22 protein-coding genes are annotated in these 18,289 nt (G+C 65.2%); 17 read left to right on the top strand and 5 right to left on the bottom strand.

The features are described from left to right. Nucleotides 1-5: 5 nt before the first annotated feature. From paaI to MRY80_RS14915, 3 genes are read left to right on the top strand one after another with little or no spacing between them, the layout of a single operon-like run. The gene (gene paaI, locus MRY80_RS14925) at nt 6-443 is read left to right on the top strand and encodes a hydroxyphenylacetyl-CoA thioesterase PaaI (RefSeq protein WP_293291826.1); all 438 of its coding nucleotides are present in this window, start codon (nt 6-8) and stop codon (nt 441-443) included. Nucleotides 444-479: 36 nt separating this feature from the next. Beyond that, nucleotides 480-1,790, top strand: coding sequence for a phenylacetate--CoA ligase PaaK (gene paaK / locus MRY80_RS14920; RefSeq protein ID WP_293291825.1), 1,311 nt, complete (start codon nt 480-482; stop codon nt 1,788-1,790). Nucleotides 1,791-1,797: 7 nt separating this feature from the next. Further along, entirely contained in the window at nt 1,798-2,397 is a 600-nt protein-coding gene (locus tag MRY80_RS14915) for a TetR/AcrR family transcriptional regulator (RefSeq protein WP_293291823.1), read from the top strand. On the opposite strand, the gene MRY80_RS14910 is transcribed toward MRY80_RS14915, so the two are convergent. The 4 genes from MRY80_RS14910 to xylB form a co-directional block, all read right to left on the bottom strand. Next, entirely contained in the window at nt 2,394-3,146 is a 753-nt protein-coding gene (locus MRY80_RS14910; RefSeq protein WP_293291822.1) for a TIM barrel protein, read from the bottom strand. The genes MRY80_RS14915 and MRY80_RS14910 overlap by 4 nt on opposite strands. A 65-nt stretch (nt 3,147-3,211) precedes the next feature. Next, a complete protein-coding gene (locus MRY80_RS14905; RefSeq protein ID WP_293291820.1) occupies nt 3,212-4,495 on the bottom strand; it encodes a glycosyltransferase in 1,284 nt (427 codons plus the stop codon). Nucleotides 4,496-4,534: 39 nt separating this feature from the next. Then, entirely contained in the window at nt 4,535-5,848 is a 1,314-nt protein-coding gene (gene xylA, locus MRY80_RS14900) for a xylose isomerase (RefSeq protein ID WP_293291819.1), read from the bottom strand. Then, nucleotides 5,845-7,299: a xylulokinase gene (gene xylB / locus MRY80_RS14895; RefSeq protein WP_293291818.1), complete on the bottom strand. Its 1,455-nt coding sequence runs from the start codon at nt 7,297-7,299 to the stop codon at nt 5,845-5,847. The genes xylA and xylB overlap by 4 nt, the downstream gene beginning before the upstream one ends. 234 nt (nt 7,300-7,533) lie before the next feature. Between xylB and MRY80_RS14890 the strand changes: the two genes are divergently transcribed. The 5 genes from MRY80_RS14890 (at nt 7,534) to ureC (ending at nt 11,035) form a co-directional block, all read left to right on the top strand. Beyond that, nucleotides 7,534-7,836, top strand: a complete 303-nt coding sequence (locus MRY80_RS14890; RefSeq protein WP_293291817.1) for an urease subunit gamma — start codon at nt 7,534-7,536, stop codon at nt 7,834-7,836. Nucleotides 7,837-7,886: 50 nt separating this feature from the next. Next, nucleotides 7,887-8,489, top strand: coding sequence for an HD domain-containing protein (locus MRY80_RS14885; RefSeq protein WP_293291816.1), 603 nt, complete (start codon nt 7,887-7,889; stop codon nt 8,487-8,489). After that, nucleotides 8,486-8,791: an urease subunit beta gene (locus MRY80_RS14880; RefSeq protein ID WP_293291815.1), complete on the top strand. Its 306-nt coding sequence runs from the start codon at nt 8,486-8,488 to the stop codon at nt 8,789-8,791. The genes MRY80_RS14885 and MRY80_RS14880 overlap by 4 nt, the downstream gene beginning before the upstream one ends. Further along, nucleotides 8,788-9,201, top strand: a complete 414-nt coding sequence (locus tag MRY80_RS14875; protein ID WP_293291814.1) for a lysozyme inhibitor LprI family protein — start codon at nt 8,788-8,790, stop codon at nt 9,199-9,201. The genes MRY80_RS14880 and MRY80_RS14875 overlap by 4 nt, the downstream gene beginning before the upstream one ends. Nucleotides 9,202-9,322: 121 nt before the next feature. After that, a complete protein-coding gene (ureC, locus tag MRY80_RS14870) occupies nt 9,323-11,035 on the top strand; it encodes an urease subunit alpha (RefSeq protein WP_293291813.1) in 1,713 nt (570 codons plus the stop codon). A 239-nt stretch (nt 11,036-11,274) separates the two neighbouring features. Here ureC and MRY80_RS14865 read toward each other — a convergent pair whose 3' ends face one another. Continuing rightward, nucleotides 11,275-13,599: an autotransporter outer membrane beta-barrel domain-containing protein gene (locus MRY80_RS14865; protein WP_293291812.1), complete on the bottom strand. Its 2,325-nt coding sequence runs from the start codon at nt 13,597-13,599 to the stop codon at nt 11,275-11,277. 390 nt (nt 13,600-13,989) lie between these two features. On the opposite strand from MRY80_RS14865, the gene MRY80_RS14860 reads away from it, so the two are divergent. The 9 genes from MRY80_RS14860 to MRY80_RS14820 all read left to right on the top strand — a co-directional run bounded on the left by MRY80_RS14860 (nt 13,990) and on the right by MRY80_RS14820 (nt 18,252). Then, a complete protein-coding gene (locus MRY80_RS14860) occupies nt 13,990-14,433 on the top strand; it encodes a host attachment family protein (protein WP_293291811.1) in 444 nt (147 codons plus the stop codon). 6 nt (nt 14,434-14,439) lie between these two features. Continuing rightward, complete coding sequence (locus MRY80_RS14855; protein ID WP_293291810.1) at nt 14,440-14,973, top strand: hypothetical protein; 534 nt, start codon at nt 14,440-14,442, stop codon at nt 14,971-14,973. A 106-nt stretch (nt 14,974-15,079) separates the two neighbouring features. After that, a complete protein-coding gene (locus tag MRY80_RS14850) occupies nt 15,080-15,256 on the top strand; it encodes a hypothetical protein (protein ID WP_293291809.1) in 177 nt (58 codons plus the stop codon). Between the two features lie 85 nt (nt 15,257-15,341). Continuing rightward, nucleotides 15,342-15,854, top strand: a complete 513-nt coding sequence (locus MRY80_RS14845; RefSeq protein ID WP_293291808.1) for an urease accessory protein UreE — start codon at nt 15,342-15,344, stop codon at nt 15,852-15,854. 27 nt (nt 15,855-15,881) lie between these two features. Continuing rightward, nucleotides 15,882-16,229 (top strand): SMR family transporter, encoded by a 348-nt coding sequence (locus MRY80_RS14840; protein WP_293291807.1) that lies wholly within the window; start codon nt 15,882-15,884, stop codon nt 16,227-16,229. A 37-nt stretch (nt 16,230-16,266) separates the two neighbouring features. Next, on the top strand, nt 16,267-16,548 hold the full coding sequence (locus MRY80_RS14835) for a YrhK family protein (RefSeq protein WP_293291806.1): 282 nt from the start codon (nt 16,267-16,269) through the stop codon (nt 16,546-16,548). Next, nucleotides 16,545-17,207, top strand: a complete 663-nt coding sequence (locus tag MRY80_RS14830; RefSeq protein WP_293291805.1) for an urease accessory UreF family protein — start codon at nt 16,545-16,547, stop codon at nt 17,205-17,207. Before MRY80_RS14835 ends, MRY80_RS14830 begins: the two co-directional genes overlap by 4 nt. Further along, nucleotides 17,204-17,818 carry an urease accessory protein UreG gene (ureG, locus tag MRY80_RS14825; RefSeq protein ID WP_293291804.1) on the top strand — a complete coding sequence of 205 codons (615 nt, stop codon included), beginning with the start codon at nt 17,204-17,206 and terminating at the stop codon, nt 17,816-17,818. Before MRY80_RS14830 ends, ureG begins: the two co-directional genes overlap by 4 nt. Continuing rightward, complete coding sequence (locus tag MRY80_RS14820; RefSeq protein ID WP_293291803.1) at nt 17,815-18,252, top strand: MarR family winged helix-turn-helix transcriptional regulator; 438 nt, start codon at nt 17,815-17,817, stop codon at nt 18,250-18,252. The genes ureG and MRY80_RS14820 overlap by 4 nt, the downstream gene beginning before the upstream one ends. Nucleotides 18,253-18,289: the final 37 nt, after the last annotated feature.

Here is an 18,289-nt window from a genome sequence, read left to right as displayed (position 1 = left end):
CGGCGATGACCATCAGCGACCAGCAACGCGCCGAAAGAAGCGCAGAAGCCATGTGGGCGACCGACGACGCCAGCAAGTGGTTCGGCATGCAACTCGACGCGGTCGGTCCCGGCACGGCGGTCATGTCGATGACCGTCGAGGACTGCCAGGCCAACGGCCACAAGATCTGCCATGGCGGCGTGATCTTCGCGCTGGCCGACAGCGCCTTCGCCTTTGCCTGCAACTCCTACAACAAGGTGACGGTCGCCCAGACGAACTCGATCACCTTCGTCGCGCCGGGCAAGGCCGGCGACAGGCTGACGGCGACCGCGCGGGAAATCGCGCGATCCGGCCGCTCCGGCACCTGGGACGTGACCGTCACCAACCAGGACGGCGCGACCATCGCGCTGTTCCGCGGACTGGCCCGCACCATCAGCGGCACGCTGTTCGAAGAAGACGAATGACATCGGCGGCGGCGCCGCCTCGGGAGGAATGACCCCATGAAAGACATCGCACCCGCACGCCATGAACTGGACCCGATCGAGATCGCCTCGCGCGACGAGATCGCCGCCCTGCAGCTGGAGCGCATGCAGTGGTCGCTGCGCCACGCCTATGACAACGTGCCCTTCTATTCCGACGCCTTCGACAAGGCCGGAGTCCACCCCGACGACCTGAAGGACCTGTCGGACCTGGCGAAGTTTCCCTTCACGGTGAAGCAGGACCTGCGCGACAACTATCCCTTCGGCATGTTCGCGGTGCCGCGCGACCAGGTGGCGCGCATCCACGGCTCGTCGGGAACGACGGGCAAACCGACCGTCGTCGGCTACACGCGCAACGACATCGACAATTGGGCGAGCGTGGTCGCCCGCTCCATGCGCGCCTCGGGCACCCGTCCGGGCGACGTCGTGCATGTCTCCTATGGCTACGGCCTGTTCACCGGCGGCCTGGGCGCCCATTACGGCGCCGAAAAACTGGGCTGCACGGTGGTGCCGGTCTCAGGCGGCATGACCGCCCGCCAGGTCACGCTGATCGAGGACTTCAAGGCCTCCACAATCATGGTGACGCCCTCCTACATGCTGTCGATCCTCGACGAATACCGCGCCCAGGGTCTGGACCCGCGGGAAAGCCCGCTGCAGGTCGGCATCTTCGGTGCCGAACCCTGGACGAACGCCATGCGCGAGGAGATCCAGCAGGCCTTCGACATGCACGCCGTCGACATTTACGGCCTTTCCGAGGTGATGGGCCCGGGCGTTGCCAATGAGTGCGTCGAGACCAAGGACGGGCTGCATATCTGGGAGGATCACTTCTACCCGGAAGTCATCGACCCGGTGACGGGCGAGGTACTGCCCGACGGGCAACAGGGCGAACTGGTCTTCACCTCGCTGACCAAGGAAGCCTTCCCGATCATCCGCTATCGCACGCGCGACCTGACGCGGCTGCTGCCGGGCACGGCGCGGTCGATGCGCCGCATGGAGAAGATCACCGGCCGCTCCGACGACATGATGATCATCCGCGGCGTCAACGTCTTCCCTACCCAGATCGAGGAGCAGATCCTCAAGATCCCCGCCCTCGCCCCGCACTTCCAGATCGAGCTGACCCGCGAAGGCCGGATGGACGAGATGACCGTGCATGTCGAGGCGCTGGCAGACCATGCCGACGAGATCGCCCGCGCCACCGCCGCCGCCGATCTCGGCGAGCGCATCAAGCAGGTGATCGGCATCACCGCGCGCGTGGACGTGAAGACGCCCGAGGGCGTCGCGCGCAGCCAAGGCAAGGCCCAACGCATCCTCGACAACAGGCCGAAGGAGTAGTCGGCCATTGGCTCGCAGCATCGCCAAGGACCATGACGAGAAACGCGCCGCGCTCCTGAAGACCGCGGCGACCTTCTTCGCCGAGAACGGCTACGACCGCGCCTCGATGAGCGAGCTCGCCAAGGCCTGCGGCGTCTCCAAGGCGCTGATCTACCATTATTACGAGAGCAAGGACGCCCTGCTGTTCGACATCGTGCAGGTGCATTTGTCCGAGCTGGTCGAGGCGGTGGAAAACCGTCCGCCGGCCGACGATCCGGTCGAGGCGCTGCGCGGCCTGACCGCGACCATTCTCGCCGCCTATCGCGACGCCGACGCCGAACACAAGGTGCAGCTCGACGCGATCTCCGCCCTGTCGGACGAGCAGCAGCAGGTGCTGAAGGACCTGCAAAGGCGGCTCGTCGCGATCATGTCCGACACGGTCGCCGCGACGGCCCCGGCCCTGTTCGAAAGCCGGCCGGACCTCCTGCGGCCTGCCGCCATGTCAGCCTTCGGCATGCTGAACTGGTTCTACATGTGGCACCGCGACGGCAGCGGCCTGAGCCGCGAGGCCTATGCCGACCTCGTCGCCGATTTCATCCTCGGCGGCCTGGAGCGCATCGCCCGTTAGTCCGCGCGAAGGGCGTCCATCCAGCCGAGTTCGTTCTCGGTCGGCCCGGCCGGTCTGTATTCGGCCCCGAACCAGCCGTCATATCCAAGTGTGCCCAGCGCACGGAGAACCCATCGGTAGTTGAGCTCCCCGGACCCCGGCTCGCCCCGTGACGGCACCGCCGCGAACTGGATATGGCCAATCAGCGGCAGATGCCGCTCGATGCGCCTCACAAGATCGCCGCCCATGATCTGGACGTGGTAGCAGTCGGCCATGATCTTCAGGTTCGGATGCCCGAGGCTGATCACCAGATCGGCGGCCTGTTCCAGCGTCGCCAGGTGATAGCCCGGCACGTCGCGCGCGTTGATCGGCTCGATCAGGATCGTGATGTCACCGGCCAGTTCGCAGGCATAATCCAGGTTGGCGCGAAAGACGGCGTCGCCCTCAGCGCCCGACTTGCCGGCCATCACGTGCACGTTCCGGCAGCCGATCGCCCTGGCATAGTCGATCGCCTCGGCGATGGCCGCGCGTGCCTCCTCTTCGCGGCCCGGCATCGCGGCAAGGCCGAACTCGTCGGCAGCGCCCTTTCGCGTGTTCAGACCCAGCATCGGCAGGCCGGTCTCGGCCAGCGCCGCGTTCACCGCGTCCACCGGCACGTCATAGGGAAAATGGCATTCGACGGCGTCGAACCCTGCCCAATGAGCCGCACGAATGGCGTCCGGCAACGGCAGGTCCTTCCACAGGAACCCGAGATTGGCCGACAGTTTCATGATTTTCCTCCCCATTCAGACCAGGCATGCTTAGGCGCTTCGCCCGACAGCGTCCAGCGGAGCGGTCACGCGGGATCGCTCTTTGCGATATCCTCGATGAGCGCGACTGCGCGGGCCACTCCGTCCTCTCGGCGGATCTGCTCACCGATCCGCGCCGCGACGGCCTGCATGTCGTGCGAACCGGTCGCCTCGCGCAATGCCGCGGCAAGGCGTGCAGCAGTCAGCCGGCTCCGGCGGATCGGCTTCGGTCCGGCGCCGATTGCGTGGACAAGGCTCCCCCAGAAGGGCTGATCGCCGAAGAAAGGCACGATGACCGATGGCTTGCCCGCGCGCAGCCCCGCCGCCGTTGTGCCGGCACCGCCGTGATGCACGACGGCCGCCACACGCGGAAACAACCACTCATGTGGCGCCTGGTCGATCCTGAGGATCGTGTCCGGCAAGGCGTCAGCCTTCAGCCCGCCCCATCCCGTGGCGATGATCCCGCGCAGGCCGGCGCGCTGCAACGCCTCGACGACGACACGAGCCAGTCGTTGCGGATCGCGCCCCGCCATCGAGCCGAAGCCGACATAGACGGGCGGCGGCCCGGCATCGAGAAAATCCTGAAGATCCTCCGGCGGTGTCCACGCCGTGTTTGATTGCAGGAACCAGTAGCCGGTGACGTGGGCGCTGTCCGGCCAGTCATCCGGACGGCGCAACACCGCCTCGCTGTGCCCGTGCAGGATCGGGATGTCGCGGCCGTCGGCCGTCCTGCGCATGTCGTAGGTCTTCAGCGGCGGCAGGTCGATGGATGTGCGGAAGTCGCGGATGTAGCGCGCCCAGACCCGGTTGGTCAGGAACAGGATCAGCGCGTAGGTTGCCTTGTTGTACCAGCCGCCGAGCTTCCAGTCCGGGAAGACCACGAAGCGAAAGGCCCGGGTCGGCACGAACATCGGAATGGGCGTCGCGAGCACGCATGGCACGCCGAGCTTCTCGGCGATATGCGGCGCGGAGCCGGCCTTGGAATGATAGACGATGATGTCGGGATCGACGTCGCGTGCGATCTCCCAGGTCTCGCGCATCATCGCCCGCTGCAACGGAGCGACCTGTCGCGCCATCCGGATGCTGCTCTTGACGATCTGGAAGAGGCTGCTGCCCTTCTCGAGCAGGTCCTTGCCCTGATCGGTGTCGATGATCGCGAGAAGGTCGTCGCTCATCGAGCCGAAGCGCAAGCCACGGTCCTCGACGAACGCCCGGAACCGCTCGCTGGTCGCAAGCGTCACCTCGTGGCCGCGCGCCTTCAATCCGAGGCCGAGGGCGACATAGGGCTGCACGTCGCCGCGCGAGCCATAGGTAAGGACGAGGACCTTCATGCGAGCCGTACTCCCGCCATTCGGCCCTCGCCGTGCCGGTCAGACGTAGCGATTGACCACGTTTTCCAGATATTCCTGCCGCCCCGAAACCGGCTGCGGATTGAGGTCGGCCTTGCGGACCCATTCCTCGATTTCACCGAGCGTGAAGCCGCCGTCGAGCATCTTCTTTGCCTCGGGAATGGTCCAGCCGGCATAGCGGTCTTCGACGAACCCCGCCAGCACGCCATCCTCCAGCATCTTCGCCGCAGCTTTCAGGCCGCGCGCGCAGGTGTCCATGCCGCCGATATGGGCCATCAGCAGATCTTCCGGATCGAGCGACTGGCGTCGCAGTTTGGCGTCGAAATTGGTGCCGCCGGTGCCGAAGCCGCCGCCCTTGAGGATGGCGTAATAGGCAAGCGCGACTTCCGGCGCGGTGTTGGGGAACTGGTCCGTGTCCCAACCCGACTGGTAGTCGTTGCGGTTCATGTCGATGGACCCGAAAATGCCGAGCGCCTGGGCCAGTTCGATTTCGTGCTCGAAGGAATGACCGGCCAGGATCGCATGGCCCTGCTCGATATTGACCTTCACCTCGTTTTCCAGCCCGTGCCGCTTCAGGAAGCCGTAGACCGTCGCGACGTCGTAATCGTACTGGTGCTTGGTCGGCTCCTGCGGCTTGGGCTCGATCAGGATCGTGCCCTCGAAGCCGATCTTGTGCTTGTACTCGACCACGAGATTGAGGAACCGGCCGAGCTGGGCATCCTCGCGCTTCAAATCGGTGTTGAGCAGGGTTTCGTAGCCCTCGCGGCCACCCCAAAGAACGTAATTGGCGCCGCCGAGCTTCTGCGTGGCGTCAATGCAGCTCTTCACAGTCGCCGCGGCGAAGGCGAAGACGTCCGGGTTCGGGTTGGTGGCAGCGCCCGCCATGTAGCGCCGGTTGGAGAACAGGTTCGCCGTGCCCCACAGAAGCTTCACGCCGGTCGCCTGCTGCTTCTCGCCGAGATAGTCGACGATCTCCTCGAGGTTCCTGGTGTTCTCGGCGAAATTCGCGCCTTCCGGGCGCACGTCCTGATCGTGGAAGCAATAGAACGGCGCGCCGAGCGCGGTGAACATCTCGAAGGCGACGTCGGCCTTCAGCTTTGCCAGTTCCATCGAGTCGGCCGGAAACCAGGGCCGCTGGAAGGTGTCGCCGCCGAAGGGATCCGTGCCGGTCCAGGCGAAGGAATGCCACCAGGCGACCGCGAAGCGCAAATGGTCTTCCATTCGCTTGCCCATGACGACTTCGTCGGCATCGTAGTGGTGGAAGGCGAGCGGATTGACGCTCTCGGGGCCTTCATATGCGATCTTGGTGACGTCGCCGAAAAAGCCAGTGCTCATGTCATCACTCCCTTGATGGCTGGATAGAGGGCGCGGTAGCGCCGATAGGCCTCGCCGAAGGCCGCTTCGAGATCGCGGACGGGCTCGTGCACGGTCTCGACGGCAGGCGGGGTGCATATTGCGGCCGGGTCGGCGCCTTCGGCGGCCATCAGGCCAAGCCGCGCGGCACCGAAGGCAGCCCCGAAATCGCCTTCCGCCGGCACTTCGATCGGAATGCCGAGCACGGTGGCCATCAGCTGGAGCCAATAGGCCGAACGCGAGCCGCCGCCGACTGCAGTGGCGCGCTCAAGCGTCGTACCCGCGTCGCTCAGCGCCTCCAGGCAATCGCGGAAGGCGAAACAGACGCCCTCCATGACCCCGCGCGTCAGCGTGTCCCGGTCGCTCTCGTGTCCGATGCCGGCGAAGACGCCGCGGATCGAGGCGTCGTTGTGCGGGGTGCGCTCGCCACCGAGATACGGCAGGAAGATCACGCCCGACGGGCCCTGCAGCGCCTCTCCAAGCGCGGCCGTCAGTTCCGCCGCATCGACGCCGGTGATCTTCTCGTACCAGTTGAGCGAATCCGTCGCCGCGAGGATCACGCCCATCTGGTGCCAGGTGTTCGGCAATGCGTGGCAGAAGGCGTGAACGGCGCTTTCGGCGTTCGGGAGATATGCGTTGTTGGCCGCAAACAGCACGCCGGAGGTGCCGAGCGACGCGAAGGCCGCGCCGTCCTGGACCGTGCCCATGCCGATGGCGGCCGCCGCATTGTCGCCGGCCCCGCCCGCGACCGTGATGCCGGCGGTCAGGCCGAAGCGCGCGGCAATCTCGGCGCGCAATGCTCCGCCGGGTGCGCTGCCCTCGACCAGAGACGGCATGTGTTCCTGGCCGAGCTCGGTCGCAGCCAGCAGCTCGGCCGACCAGGTCCGTGCACCGGTGTCGAGCCAGCTCGTTCCGGCGGAATCCGACATTTCGGACATATGCTCGCCGGTCAGCCAGAGCCGCAGATAATCCTTCGGCAGCAGCACCTTGCGGATCTTCGTGAAGAGTTCGTGTTCGTTGTTCTTGACCCAGAGCAGCTTCGGCGCGGTGAAGCCCGGAAAGACGATATTGCCGGTGACGGCGCGAAAGCGCGGATCGGCGTCGAGCGCGGCGGCCTCCGCGTGGGAGCGCACGTCGTTCCACATAATGCAGGGCCGAAGAACGGTGTCTTCTTCGCCGAGCAGCGTCGCGCCATGCATGTGGCCTGAGAGCCCGATGCCGCGCACGGCCGCCAATTCAGCCGGATGATCGCGCTGCAATGCGCCGAGCGCCTGTTCGGTCGCGGCGATCCAGTCCGCCGGGTTCTGTTCCGACCAGCCCTGATGCGGCCGCGACAGCGACACCTCCGCGGAGGCCGAATCGATGATGGCCTGCTGCGCGTCGATCAGCAGCGCCTTGACGCTCGACGTGCCAAGGTCGATTCCCAGATACATTCAGTTCCTCCCCGGCGCCTGGACTGCGCCATCGGCAGATTAGACCGGCTCGGCGGGTTTTTTTCAAGGGGTAAAATAAATAGCCGGGCCATCAAATGCCCATTTTGCCTATTTTTTGAGCAGGCCGGAAGCTCCCGCCCGCTCTGCACATTACGCTTGCACTTGCGCGGCATTTTTTCCACGATGCGCCCGGTTCGACCGAACCGCCAACCAGGACAGTTCTCGGGGGAACGAATGCAGCTCACACCGCGTGAAAAAGACAAGCTGATGGTGGCCATGGCCGCCGAGGTCGCGCGCAAGAGGCTGGCGCGAGGCGTCAAGCTCAATCACCCGGAAGCCATTGCCCTGATTACCGATTTCGTCGTCGAGGGCGCCCGCGACGGCCGCTCCGTGGCCGACCTGATGGAAGCCGGCGCCCATGTGCTGACCCGCGATCAGGTGATGGAAGGCATCCCGGAGATGATCCACGACATCCAGGTCGAAGCCACCTTTCCCGATGGCACCAAGCTGGTGACCGTGCACGAACCGATCCGCTGAGGATTGCCGTGTCCGCCGCAGCGTCCCAAGCCCGCCTGATAGCCCGCGCCGTGCAGTTCGCGGCGCGCGCGCATGACGGCGTTATGCGCGAAGACCGCGGCGACGCCTATTTCAACCATCTGGCCGAAGTCGCGGCGATGTGCGCGGAACTGGAGCCGTTCGACGCCGTCCTGGTCGCCGCCTGCTACCTGCACGATACGGTCGAGGACACGAGCGTCACTGAGGCCGACATCCGAGCGCAGTTCGGCGACGACATCGCCGATCTGGTCATGGACGTGACCGACCCGGCGGGCTTGAAGGGAAAAGCGCGCCGGGAGCGTCAGGTCGCCCATACGGCCGGCTCCGGCCCGCGCGTGAAACGACTGAAACTCGCCGACAAGACCTCCAATGTGGAGGAATTGATCGGGCTGCCCGACGGCCGCTTCGATGCGAAGGGCAACGCGAAGTATCTGAAATGGGCGCGCCGCGTGGTCGATACCTGCCGCGGGCTGGAGCCGACGCTCGAAGCCCGTTTCGACGCATCGGCGGAAACACTGGAACGGGAGATCGAGCGGCATGCGGCATGCCCCCCTCAACCAATCACAACAAGGCCGACCGGCCTCCGGCCTCAAGATGGGCCAGGCGGCAGCATGAGCACAGGAGAGAACACATGATCCCCGGAGAAGTCATCACCGCAGACGGCGACATCGTCCTGAACGACGGAGCGGTGACAGTGACGCTGATGGTCGCCAACACAGGCGACCGCCCGGTTCAGGTCGGCTCGCATTACCATTTCTACGAGACCAACCCCGGACTGTCCTTCGACCGCGAAAAGGCACGCGGCATGCGCCTCGACATCGCGTCGGGCACGGCCGTGCGCTTCGAGCCGGGCCAGGAACGCGAGGTCACGCTGGTGCCGCTCGCCGGCGACCGCACGGTCTACGGTTTCCGCCAAGCGGTGATGGGCGAACTATGATCCGTCTCGCGTCGGCCCTCGCCCTGACCTGCCTTGCCGCCCTGCCCGCCGTGGCGCAGGAATGGGACTGTTCGAAGCCCGACATGCTGCCGCAGCAAGGCATGAATTGGTGCGCGGCGATGGACTACAAGCGCGCCGACGAGGCGCTCAACGCGCTGTGGCCCCAGGTCCGCAAGGCGATGAAGGAGCAGGACGCGGAACTGAAGGCCATGTCGCCCGATCTCGCCGGTGCGGACGCGGCCCTGATGAAAGCCCAGCGCGCCTGGATCGACTACCGCGACGGCCAGTGCGAAAGCGTGGGCTTCCAGGCCCGTGGCGGTTCGCTGGAACCGCTGCTCGTCTCCGGCTGCAAGGCCCGCATGACCCAGGCGCGCGTCGCCGAATTGCGCGCGCTGGTGGAGCCGAACTGATGGCCGTAACCAGCGTGATCCGTTTCCGGGCGCATCGCTCGCGGGCCTGCATCGGCGCCCCGCGCTTGCCCGGCCTCCCCACGAACATATCCAAGCACGTTTCCTCGAAAGGACTTGGCTGATGCCCGCCAAAATCTCCCGCGCCGCCTATGCCGACATGTTCGGCCCCACCACTGGCGACAAGGTCCGTCTCGCCGACACCGAGCTCTTCATCGAGGTGGAGGAAGATCGGACCGTCTATGGCGAGGAGGTCAAGTTCGGCGGCGGCAAGGTCATCCGCGACGGCATGGGCCAAAGCCAGGCGACCCGCGAGGCCGGCGCCGTCGACACCGTCATCACGAATGCGCTGATCGTCGATCACACAGGCATCTACAAGGCCGATGTCGGCCTGAAGGACGGGCGCATCCACTCCATCGGCAAGGCGGGCAATCCGGACACGCAGCCGGGCGTCAACATCGTCATCGGCCCGGGCACCGAGGCGATCGCGGGCGAAGGCAAGATCCTGACGGCCGGCGGCTTCGACTCCCACATTCACTACATCTGCCCGCAGCAGATCGAGGACGCCCTGATGAGCGGGCTGACCACGATGCTCGGCGGCGGCACGGGCCCGGCGCACGGCACGCTGGCGACGACCTGCACCCCAGGCCCCTGGCATATCGGCCGCATGATCCAGGCCGCCGACGCCTTCCCCATGAACCTCGCCTTTGCCGGCAAGGGCAACGCCTCGCTGCCCGGCGCCTTGAAGGAGATGATCCTCGGCGGCGCCTGCGCACTGAAACTGCATGAGGATTGGGGCACGACGCCCGGCGCGATCGACAACTGCCTGTCGGTCGCCGACGATTACGACGTGCAGGTGATGATCCACACCGACACGCTCAACGAGAGCGGCTTCGTGGAATCGACCATCGACGCCATCAAGGGCCGCACCATCCACGCCTTCCACACCGAGGGTGCCGGCGGCGGCCACGCTCCCGACATCATCAAGGTCTGCGGCCTGCCCAACATCCTGCCGTCGTCGACCAATCCGACCCGGCCCTACACGGTCAACACGGTCGATGAGCATCTCGACATGCTGATGGTGTGCCACCATCTCGACGCCAACATCCCCGAGGACGTCGCCTTCGCCGAGAGCCGTATCCGCAAGGAAACCATCGCGGCCGAAGACATCCTGCACGACATGGGCGCGTTCTCCATCATCGCCTCCGACAGCCAGGCCATGGGCCGCGTCGGCGAGGTGATCATCCGCACCTGGCAGACCGCCGACAAGATGAAGCGCCAGCGCGGCCGCCTGCCGGAAGAACACGGCCAGAACGACAATTATCGTGTCCGCCGCTACATCGCCAAATACACGATCAATCCGGCCATCGCGCACGGCATGGCCAGCGAGATCGGCTCGATCGAGGTGGGCAAGCGCGCCGACCTCGTGCTGTGGAACCCGGCCTTCTTCGGCGCGAAGCCCGACATGGTGTTGATCGGCGGAACCATCGCCGCCGCCCCGATGGGCGACCCGAACGCCTCGATCCCGACACCGCAGCCGGTGCATTACCGCTACATGTTCGGCGCCTACGGAAAGGCCCGCACCGCCTCTTCCGTGGTCTTCACCTCCGCTGCCGCCATGGACAGCGGACTGGGCGACCATCTCGGCACGGACAAGGAACTCGTCGCGGTCGAGAACACCCGTGGCGGCATCTCGAAATCCTCAATGGTGCTCAACAACATGACGCCCACGATCGAGGTCGATCCAGAAACCTACGAGGTGCGCGCCAATGGCGAGCTGCTGACCTGCGAGCCGGCGGAAGTGCTGCCCATGGCGCAGCGGTATTTCCTGTTCTAGGCGTTATGGCGTGTCGAGACCGCACGCCTAGGATTTCCTGACGAGACGGCGGACGGAGCAGCAACGGAGTTGTTGGCGAACGGCCGCGTGACAGGCAATCAGAACCCGGGTGCCCGATGTGCGGGCCCAGCAAGCCTCGTCAACACGACATGCCGCCGAGCGGCCAAGTCATTCGTATCAAGAGCGATGACGGTTCGGCAGGCGTCAGCGACGACGCCCGCCGATCCCGTTCTTGCCTGTCACCACTTCGCCGAGAGGCTTACGCTTCCGCTGAACCGGTAGCCTTCGTCCGCGCCGTCTCCAAAGCCCTTGGCCGCAAGCACTTGTCCGGTGAGCGCAAAGCGGTCGCCCCAGTGGTGCGTGCCGCCAAGACCGATCTCGCCGCTCAGGTTATCGCTGGAGCTGCTCTCGAGATCGAAGCCAGACACGGTGGCCGTGCTGTCGCCAGCCAACGTGTAGACGAGGTTGGCGATGCCGTGGAGGGTCGCTGTCCCGCCGGCACTGGCGCCGGACCAGTCGACGGACAGCCCGTTGCGCCACGCCACATTCATCGCATCGGCGAACGAAACATCCTCGCCGACCGGACCGGTGAAACCGTCCATGTGCACGACCGTGCCACTCACCTGCGTCTGCGGCGTGATCGACCAGCCGTCACCCATGCGGAATTTCTGGCCGATCTCCAGGGACAGCGCCCCCCCAACCGCGTTCACACCATTCGCCAACGATCCCCAGGCATCCGAGGAGAGGTCGTTGTCGGAATAGCCCAAGCGCGCTTGGAGGTCGGCGTAGGAGCCGTCATTTTGCAGAGCGGTCAGCGAAATGCCGGCCACCGCGCCCCGGCTGGTTATGTCTCCCGCGCCGCTCGGCGAAGTCACGTCCGAACGCCCGTCGGCATACTCGACGCTGAAACCGGCGACCACCGTGCCGTCATCCCCGTCCTCCAGAATGCCGTCGACCCCTGCCTCGATCCGCCAGATCGACTGGTCGAAAGCCGCATCCGTGATCGACGACGGCGTGAACTCGCTATGCGAGCCCGACACGCGTCCCCAGAACGCCGGCCCTGCGCCGACCTCGTCCATGTACCGGTCGCCCATGCGCTCCTGCATGGTCGGCGTGCGGTAAAGGCCCAAAAGGCTCTGCCCGTAGGCATCGTAGATCGGCGCGGCCGGAGAGAAGCTGGAAACGAGGTAGATATCGTTCCCGATCGTCTCGAGATCATATTCGAACGCCCCGGCAAAGAGGCCTTTGAACCCACCGGTCATCTGGTTGGGCGACAGCACGAAGGCGGCGGTGTTGGCCCCGCCGATGCTCGCGACCAGAACATTCTCGCCGGTGACGACGGGTCCGGAAACGTCGCTGACTCCAACCTCGGTCGTGCCGCTCGCATCGCCGCCGATGTCCAGCATGTCGGCCATGTTGGTGGAGAAATTGGCGTCGACCAGCAGATCGCCGCCACCGACATAGTCGTCGCTTATGTCGACTTCGTCGTCTGCCGCGCCGTCCTGCATGTCGACATAGCCGGAATTGCTCAGGTCGCCGGTCAGCGCCAGGGTGTTGTTGTTGACGACCAACCCCGCGTCGCTCTCGATGACAAGGCCCTTGCCGTCATCCTCGCTCAACGCGAGGTTGACGGTCGAAAGCACCAGCGGAGTGATGTTCATCACGCCGTCGCGAACGGTGATCGTCTCCCAGTTCGACAGCGTCAAGTTCAGGACGGAGAAGTCAATTCCGTCGAAGGTCAGCGCGTCGTCGTTGCCGCCGCCGCCGTTCAGCGCGGGCACGCCGCTGAAATTGGAGGTGGTCACCAGCGCCTTGTCGTTGCCGCCCCCGCCGTTGAAGAGGAAGAGGCTGCCGCTGGACCAGTTGAACGTGTCGTTGTCGTCGCCAGCGTCGATATAGGCGCCGCCGTCGATGCTCGAAGCTCCGGCAAGATTGATGGTGTCTTCGCCGCGATCGCCCAGCACGACCCCGAAGAAGCCGCCGTTGAGATTGATCGTGTCGTCATTGCCGCCGCCATCGATATAGGCCCCGAAACCGTCATCGGAGGGTGATCCGCCGCTCAGCGTGATTGTGTCGGCGCCATTGCCGCCGAGGACGGCGCCGAACAGGCCGCTGTTCAGATTGATGGTGTCCTTCTTGTCACCGCCATCGATAAGTCCGACCGCGCCGCCGTTTAGATTGATCGTGTCATCGTCATCCTCGCCATAAATGGCCAGAATTCCGCCGCCGGTGATGTTGAAGGTGTCGTCACCATTGCCGCCGTCCAGCTTGTCCATCAGGCCGCTGGATACATTGAAGGTGTCGCTTCCATTGTTGCCCTCGGCGAGCCCGATAACCCCCGAGAGGTTCAGCGTGTCGTCGTTGCCCTTGGCCTTGATCGCGACGACATCGGAACAGTTGATCACGTTCGCGTCGCCATTGCCCTCGTAGAATCCCAAACCGCCGGAAACGCCATTGCCCGAGCAAGCAGCGAGCGCCGTGTCGGCCCCGCCGGTGATATCCGATGGCAACACAGCAGGCAGGATCGCGAACGCCGTACCCCCGAGCAAGACAGCAACCGTCACCCGGCCGCAACCGGCCGATTTCACATTCCCCCACGACATATTTGCGACCCCCATAAGTCTTTAAAAAAGCAGTCTTAGAACCACGGACAATTACAACCTGAAAGCACATCGAGGCCGGGGTTGTCCAACCCTGAGGCGCAATTGCGAGGTGATTTTTCGCAGGAAAACCGCTTCACCCGCTGCCCGTGGCAAACCCGCAACATTGGCGCACGTCTTCCGTGTCGCGCCCTGCCGCAGCGGCAAATCACCACCTGTGATTGCGCGCGACCTCGCAGAGACACGTTCCGGCGCTTTTCCGCCTGGAACACGACGCCCGGTTGATCCGAATCAACTGCAACTTCGCCACAATCTGCGCTTTAGGTGCCGGGTTTCGTAAGAATGGAGGATTTCATGTCGGATATTAAGCTGAAGAACGACGGCTGGCTGGTTGTCGCAGACGGCGAGAAGGCCTTGTTCCTGCGCAATGACGGCGACGAGCAATACCCCAACCTCACGGTCTTCCGCGAACTGGAGAACGACAACCCCGCAACACGCGACCAGGCCGCCGACCGGCCGGGGCGGCTGAATGACGGCGGCTCGCATCGCAGCGCCGTGCAGGAAACCGACTGGCATCGCGTCGAGAAGGAGCGGTTCGCCAAGGACATCGCGCAGCGGCTTTATGGCCACGCCCACAAGGGCAGCTTCAACGAGATCGTGCTTGTCGCCGCGCCGCATGTGCTGGGCGATCTGCGCAAGGAGTTGCACAAGGAAGTCGCCGACAAGGTCGTGGCCGAGCTTGGCAAGGATCTGACCAATCACCCGATCCACGAGATCGAAAAGCTCGTCTTGAGCTGACGATCAATGAGAAGGCACCTGGCATTCTGGTTCCTCGTCGCTGTCACGCTTGCCGTCTACGGCGTGATGATGGCCTGGTCCATCCCGGTCCTGACCGAAGACGCCGGGGGACTGACGGTCTTCGACCTGCGCCCGGGCGGCTATTCCTACGACGAGGCGCGCGCGTTTCTGCGCGCGCTGTCGCCCGAGGGTGTCGATTTCTACGAGTCCGTCCAGCACAGGCTGGATACCGCCTATCCGGCGCTGCTCGCGCTGACACTCGGCTGGTCCATGCTCCGCCTCTCGCCCAAGAGTTGGGGCCCGTTCGGCTACCTCCTCGCCGCCACCGCCCTCCCCGGCATGATCTTCGACTACTGGGAAAACCGGGACGTGTCGGCGATGCTGGCGAGCGGACCGGACGGCATCACGCCGCAGATGGTGTCGGCGGCCAGTTGGCATTCACAGGCGAAAGCGGCATCGAGTACCGTCGCCATGATCCTGCTGCTCGGCCTCGTGGTCCTCTGGGCGATTCGTCGTCTGCGTATGCGCGGCACGACCTGACACCTCCCCATCCCGATAACGCATGGCTGCCATCCGCTGGACGCAATTGTTGCGCTGCAGCATGCCGCTTATATCCGACGCAAACGTCTAACGAGGGTGTACACACATGTCCGGCAACAGCAGAAACCTGTTCTCTTCCTTCAGCCGCGCCGTTACCGGTTTTGCCGGAACGATCGCCGTGGCACGCGAAATGAACGAACTCTTCAACACGCCGGACCACACCTTCCGCGCCCGCGGCACGACCCGCGACGCCGCCATTCGCAAGGTCATGTCTCGCCTCTGAGAGGCTCGCCCGCGGACGGGGAAATCGCACTTCGCCAGCGTTGCGGCGCTGGCGCGGGACCGCGCATCCGGTGTAGTCTTCGCCCATGCCCACCGCCTCCTCCGTCACCCGCCATTTCCACAATCCCGCCGGCACGATCACGCTGGACGAGACCGCGCGCCATCGCCGGCGCATGAAGATGGTCTCCGACAACGGCATCGAGTTTCTGCTCGACCTCGCCGAAGCGCGGTTGCTGCGCCATGGCGACGGGCTGATGCTGGATGACGGGCGCGTCATCGAGGTCATGGCCGCACCGGAGGCGCTTTGCATCGTTCGCGGCCGCGACGCGCGTCACCTGCTGGCGCTGGCATGGCAGATCGGCAATCGCCATCTGCCGGCACAGATATTCGCTGACCACATCCTGATCCGCCGCGACCATGTCATCCGCGACATGCTGGAAGGTCTCGGCGCGTCGGTGACCGAGACCGAAGCGGCCTTCGACCCCGAGGGCGGCGCTTATGGCGACGCGCATGGCGCGCACGGCCATGACCACCACCATCACGGGCACGGCCACACACATGGCGACCATGATCATGCCGATCATGGTCACGACCACTGAAGGCAACATCGCGCGCGGACGTCTTCGATGCCATCCAGCCTCTTCACCAACTATGTCCTGCTGGGCGCCGCGATCGTGGCCGAAGTGATCGCGACGACGGCGCTGGCCCGCACCGACAGCTTCACCAGGCTGTGGCCGAGCGTGGTCACCATCGCCTTTTACGCGCTCTCCTTCTGGCTCCTGTCCTTCCCGATCCGCGTGATACCGGCCGGCATCGTCTATGCCATCTGGTCCGGCGCCGGCATCGTGCTGATCGCCATTGCCGCCTGGCTGATGCTCGGTCAGCGCCTCGATTTGCCGGCGATCCTGGGCCTCGGCCTGATCATCGCCGGCGTTCTCGTCATCCATCTGTTTTCCCGAGCTGTGGAGCACTGACACCGGCTCGCGCAGTGCCGGACAGGGAGGCTGTCGCATGAGACCATTCGCGCCCAACACCCGCAACGCCTCGAAACGGCACGAGAAGCTCTACGCCGCCTACGAGCTGGCCTTCACGATCGTGCAGTTCTGCGCCGGCGTGCTGTTTCTCGTCGGCTCCTGGATGTTCTTCTACAAGACATGGGAAACGCCGGCGATCTGGTGCTTCGTTGTCGGATCGGCCCTGTTCGTGATCGGCCCGTCGCTGAAACTCGTACGTGAGCTGCATTACGCGATGATCGGCGATTTCGCCGACCTCGCCGAACGGGCGAAGCAATGAGCGGTTCCGCCAATCTCCTTCGGTTGATGTCTTGGCTCTCGCCGGTCTTCCCGACCGGAGGCTTCGCCTATTCCGCCGGGCTGGAACAGGCCGTGAGCGCCAGCGCCGTGACGAACACCGACGACCTTAGGGAATGGATCTCGCGCCTGCTGACAAGCGGCGCGCCGTGGAACGACGCGGTCTTCTTCGCGGCCAGTTGGCGCGCGGCCGGCGACGAAACGACCTTGAACGAGATTGCCGATCTGGCAAGCGCCATGACGGGCTCGGCGGAACGCCACCGCGAGACGCTGGACCAGGGTTCCGGCTTCATCGAGGCGGCGCAGCACTGGTTCGAGGCCGGCGTCTTGCCATCGCCGCGCAGCACTCCGCTCTGCGTCGCCGTCGGCGCGGCCTGCGGCCTGCAGTCGATCCCGCTTGCCGACGGCCTCGCCGCATTCCTGCACGCCTTCGCCGCCAACCAGTTGCAAGCCGCCATCCGCCTCTCCGTCACCGGCCAGCGCGGCGCGGCGCGCCTGCTCGCCGAACTGGAGCCGATGATCGCCGCGGCCGCCGAGCGTGCCGCTCTGTCCACGCTGGACGATCTTGGCAGCGGCACGATTCTCGCAGACATTGCGACCATGAAACACGAAACGCTTCAATCGAGATTGTTCCTGTCATGACCACCTCCCCCAATGGCCCCTTGCGCGTCGGCATCGGCGGCCCCGTCGGCTCCGGCAAGACGACGCTCACCGCAGAATTGTGCAAGGCGTTGCGCGACAAGCTCTCGGTCGGCGTCGTGACCAACGACATCTACACGGCCGAAGACGCCGAGGCGCTGACCCGCATGCAGGCGCTGCCCGCCGAACGCATCGAGGGCGTGGAAACCGGCGGTTGCCCGCATACCGCCATCCGCGAGGATGCCTCGATCAACCTGCGCGCCATCGAGCGGCTGCGCGAACGCGTGCCCGATCTCGACGTGATCTTCATCGAATCCGGCGGCGACAATCTGGCGGCGACATTCTCGCCGGACCTCGCCGACCTCTCGCTCTATGTGATCTCGGTATGCCAGGGCGACGACATTCCGAGGAAAGGCGGACCGGCGATCACGCGTTCCGATCTCCTCATCATCAACAAGGCCGATCTTGCGCCCTATGTCGGAGCCGATCTCGATCGCATGCGCCGCGACGCCGAAACGGGCCGCGCCGGGCGTCCTTTCCTGTTCTCCGACCTGAAACATGGCGACGGCGTTGCCGAGATCGCGGATTTCGTCACCGCGCAGGGCGGCTTGTGAGCTTCAGGCTCGACAGCTTTCTGGCCTATCGCCTCGACCGAGTCTCCGAGGCGGTGAGCCGCCACTTCCAGCCCGTCTACCGCGACCAGCACGGCATGACGCGCCCTGAATGGCAGGTTCTTGCCCATCTCGGCGAGGCCGACACGCTGACCGCGCGCGAGATCGTGCGCCGCACCGGCCTGCACAAGACCAAGGTCTCGCGCGCCGTCTCCGCGCTGGAAAGCCGGCGCTGGCTGGAGCGCAACCGCGACGAGACCGACCGCCGCATAGAGCACCTTGCCCTCACCTCGAAGGGCCGAAAGAGCTACGACGCCCTCACCGACCTTCTGAAGGCGCGCGAAGAGGAACTGCTGAAGCAGCTTGGCCCAACCGAACTGCAAACCGTCAGCGCCGCCTTGAACATCCTCGAAAAAATGTCCCTTCCCAAGAAGTAGGAGGGGCGGTCAAACTCGATCCCGGGACACTTCCCGC

This window comes from Oricola sp., assembly GCF_022763245.1.
Lineage (GTDB): Bacteria > Pseudomonadota > Alphaproteobacteria > Rhizobiales > Rhizobiaceae > Oricola.
This window is presented reverse-complemented; position numbering and strand designations above follow the sequence as displayed.

Coding starts and splice junctions, on each gene's coding strand:
- ureC (WP_293291813.1), top strand. CDS start 9,323: ATGCCCGCCAAAATCTCCCGCGCCGCCTATGCCGACATGTTCGGCCCC.
- MRY80_RS14835 (WP_293291806.1), top strand. CDS start 16,267: ATGAGACCATTCGCGCCCAACACCCGCAACGCCTCGAAACGGCACGAG.
- MRY80_RS14890 (WP_293291817.1), top strand. CDS start 7,534: ATGCAGCTCACACCGCGTGAAAAAGACAAGCTGATGGTGGCCATGGCC.
- MRY80_RS14850 (WP_293291809.1), top strand. CDS start 15,080: ATGTCCGGCAACAGCAGAAACCTGTTCTCTTCCTTCAGCCGCGCCGTT.
- MRY80_RS14845 (WP_293291808.1), top strand. CDS start 15,342: ATGCCCACCGCCTCCTCCGTCACCCGCCATTTCCACAATCCCGCCGGC.
- xylB (WP_293291818.1), bottom strand. CDS start 7,299: ATGTATCTGGGAATCGACCTTGGCACGTCGAGCGTCAAGGCGCTGCTG.
- MRY80_RS14830 (WP_293291805.1), top strand. CDS start 16,545: ATGAGCGGTTCCGCCAATCTCCTTCGGTTGATGTCTTGGCTCTCGCCG.
- ureG (WP_293291804.1), top strand. CDS start 17,204: ATGACCACCTCCCCCAATGGCCCCTTGCGCGTCGGCATCGGCGGCCCC.
- MRY80_RS14860 (WP_293291811.1), top strand. CDS start 13,990: ATGTCGGATATTAAGCTGAAGAACGACGGCTGGCTGGTTGTCGCAGAC.
- paaI (WP_293291826.1), top strand. CDS start 6: ATGACCATCAGCGACCAGCAACGCGCCGAAAGAAGCGCAGAAGCCATG.
- MRY80_RS14855 (WP_293291810.1), top strand. CDS start 14,440: ATGAGAAGGCACCTGGCATTCTGGTTCCTCGTCGCTGTCACGCTTGCC.
- MRY80_RS14905 (WP_293291820.1), bottom strand. CDS start 4,495: ATGAAGGTCCTCGTCCTTACCTATGGCTCGCGCGGCGACGTGCAGCCC.
- paaK (WP_293291825.1), top strand. CDS start 480: ATGAAAGACATCGCACCCGCACGCCATGAACTGGACCCGATCGAGATC.
- MRY80_RS14875 (WP_293291814.1), top strand. CDS start 8,788: ATGATCCGTCTCGCGTCGGCCCTCGCCCTGACCTGCCTTGCCGCCCTG.
- MRY80_RS14910 (WP_293291822.1), bottom strand. CDS start 3,146: ATGAAACTGTCGGCCAATCTCGGGTTCCTGTGGAAGGACCTGCCGTTG.
- MRY80_RS14840 (WP_293291807.1), top strand. CDS start 15,882: ATGCCATCCAGCCTCTTCACCAACTATGTCCTGCTGGGCGCCGCGATC.
- xylA (WP_293291819.1), bottom strand. CDS start 5,848: ATGAGCACTGGCTTTTTCGGCGACGTCACCAAGATCGCATATGAAGGC.
- MRY80_RS14880 (WP_293291815.1), top strand. CDS start 8,486: ATGATCCCCGGAGAAGTCATCACCGCAGACGGCGACATCGTCCTGAAC.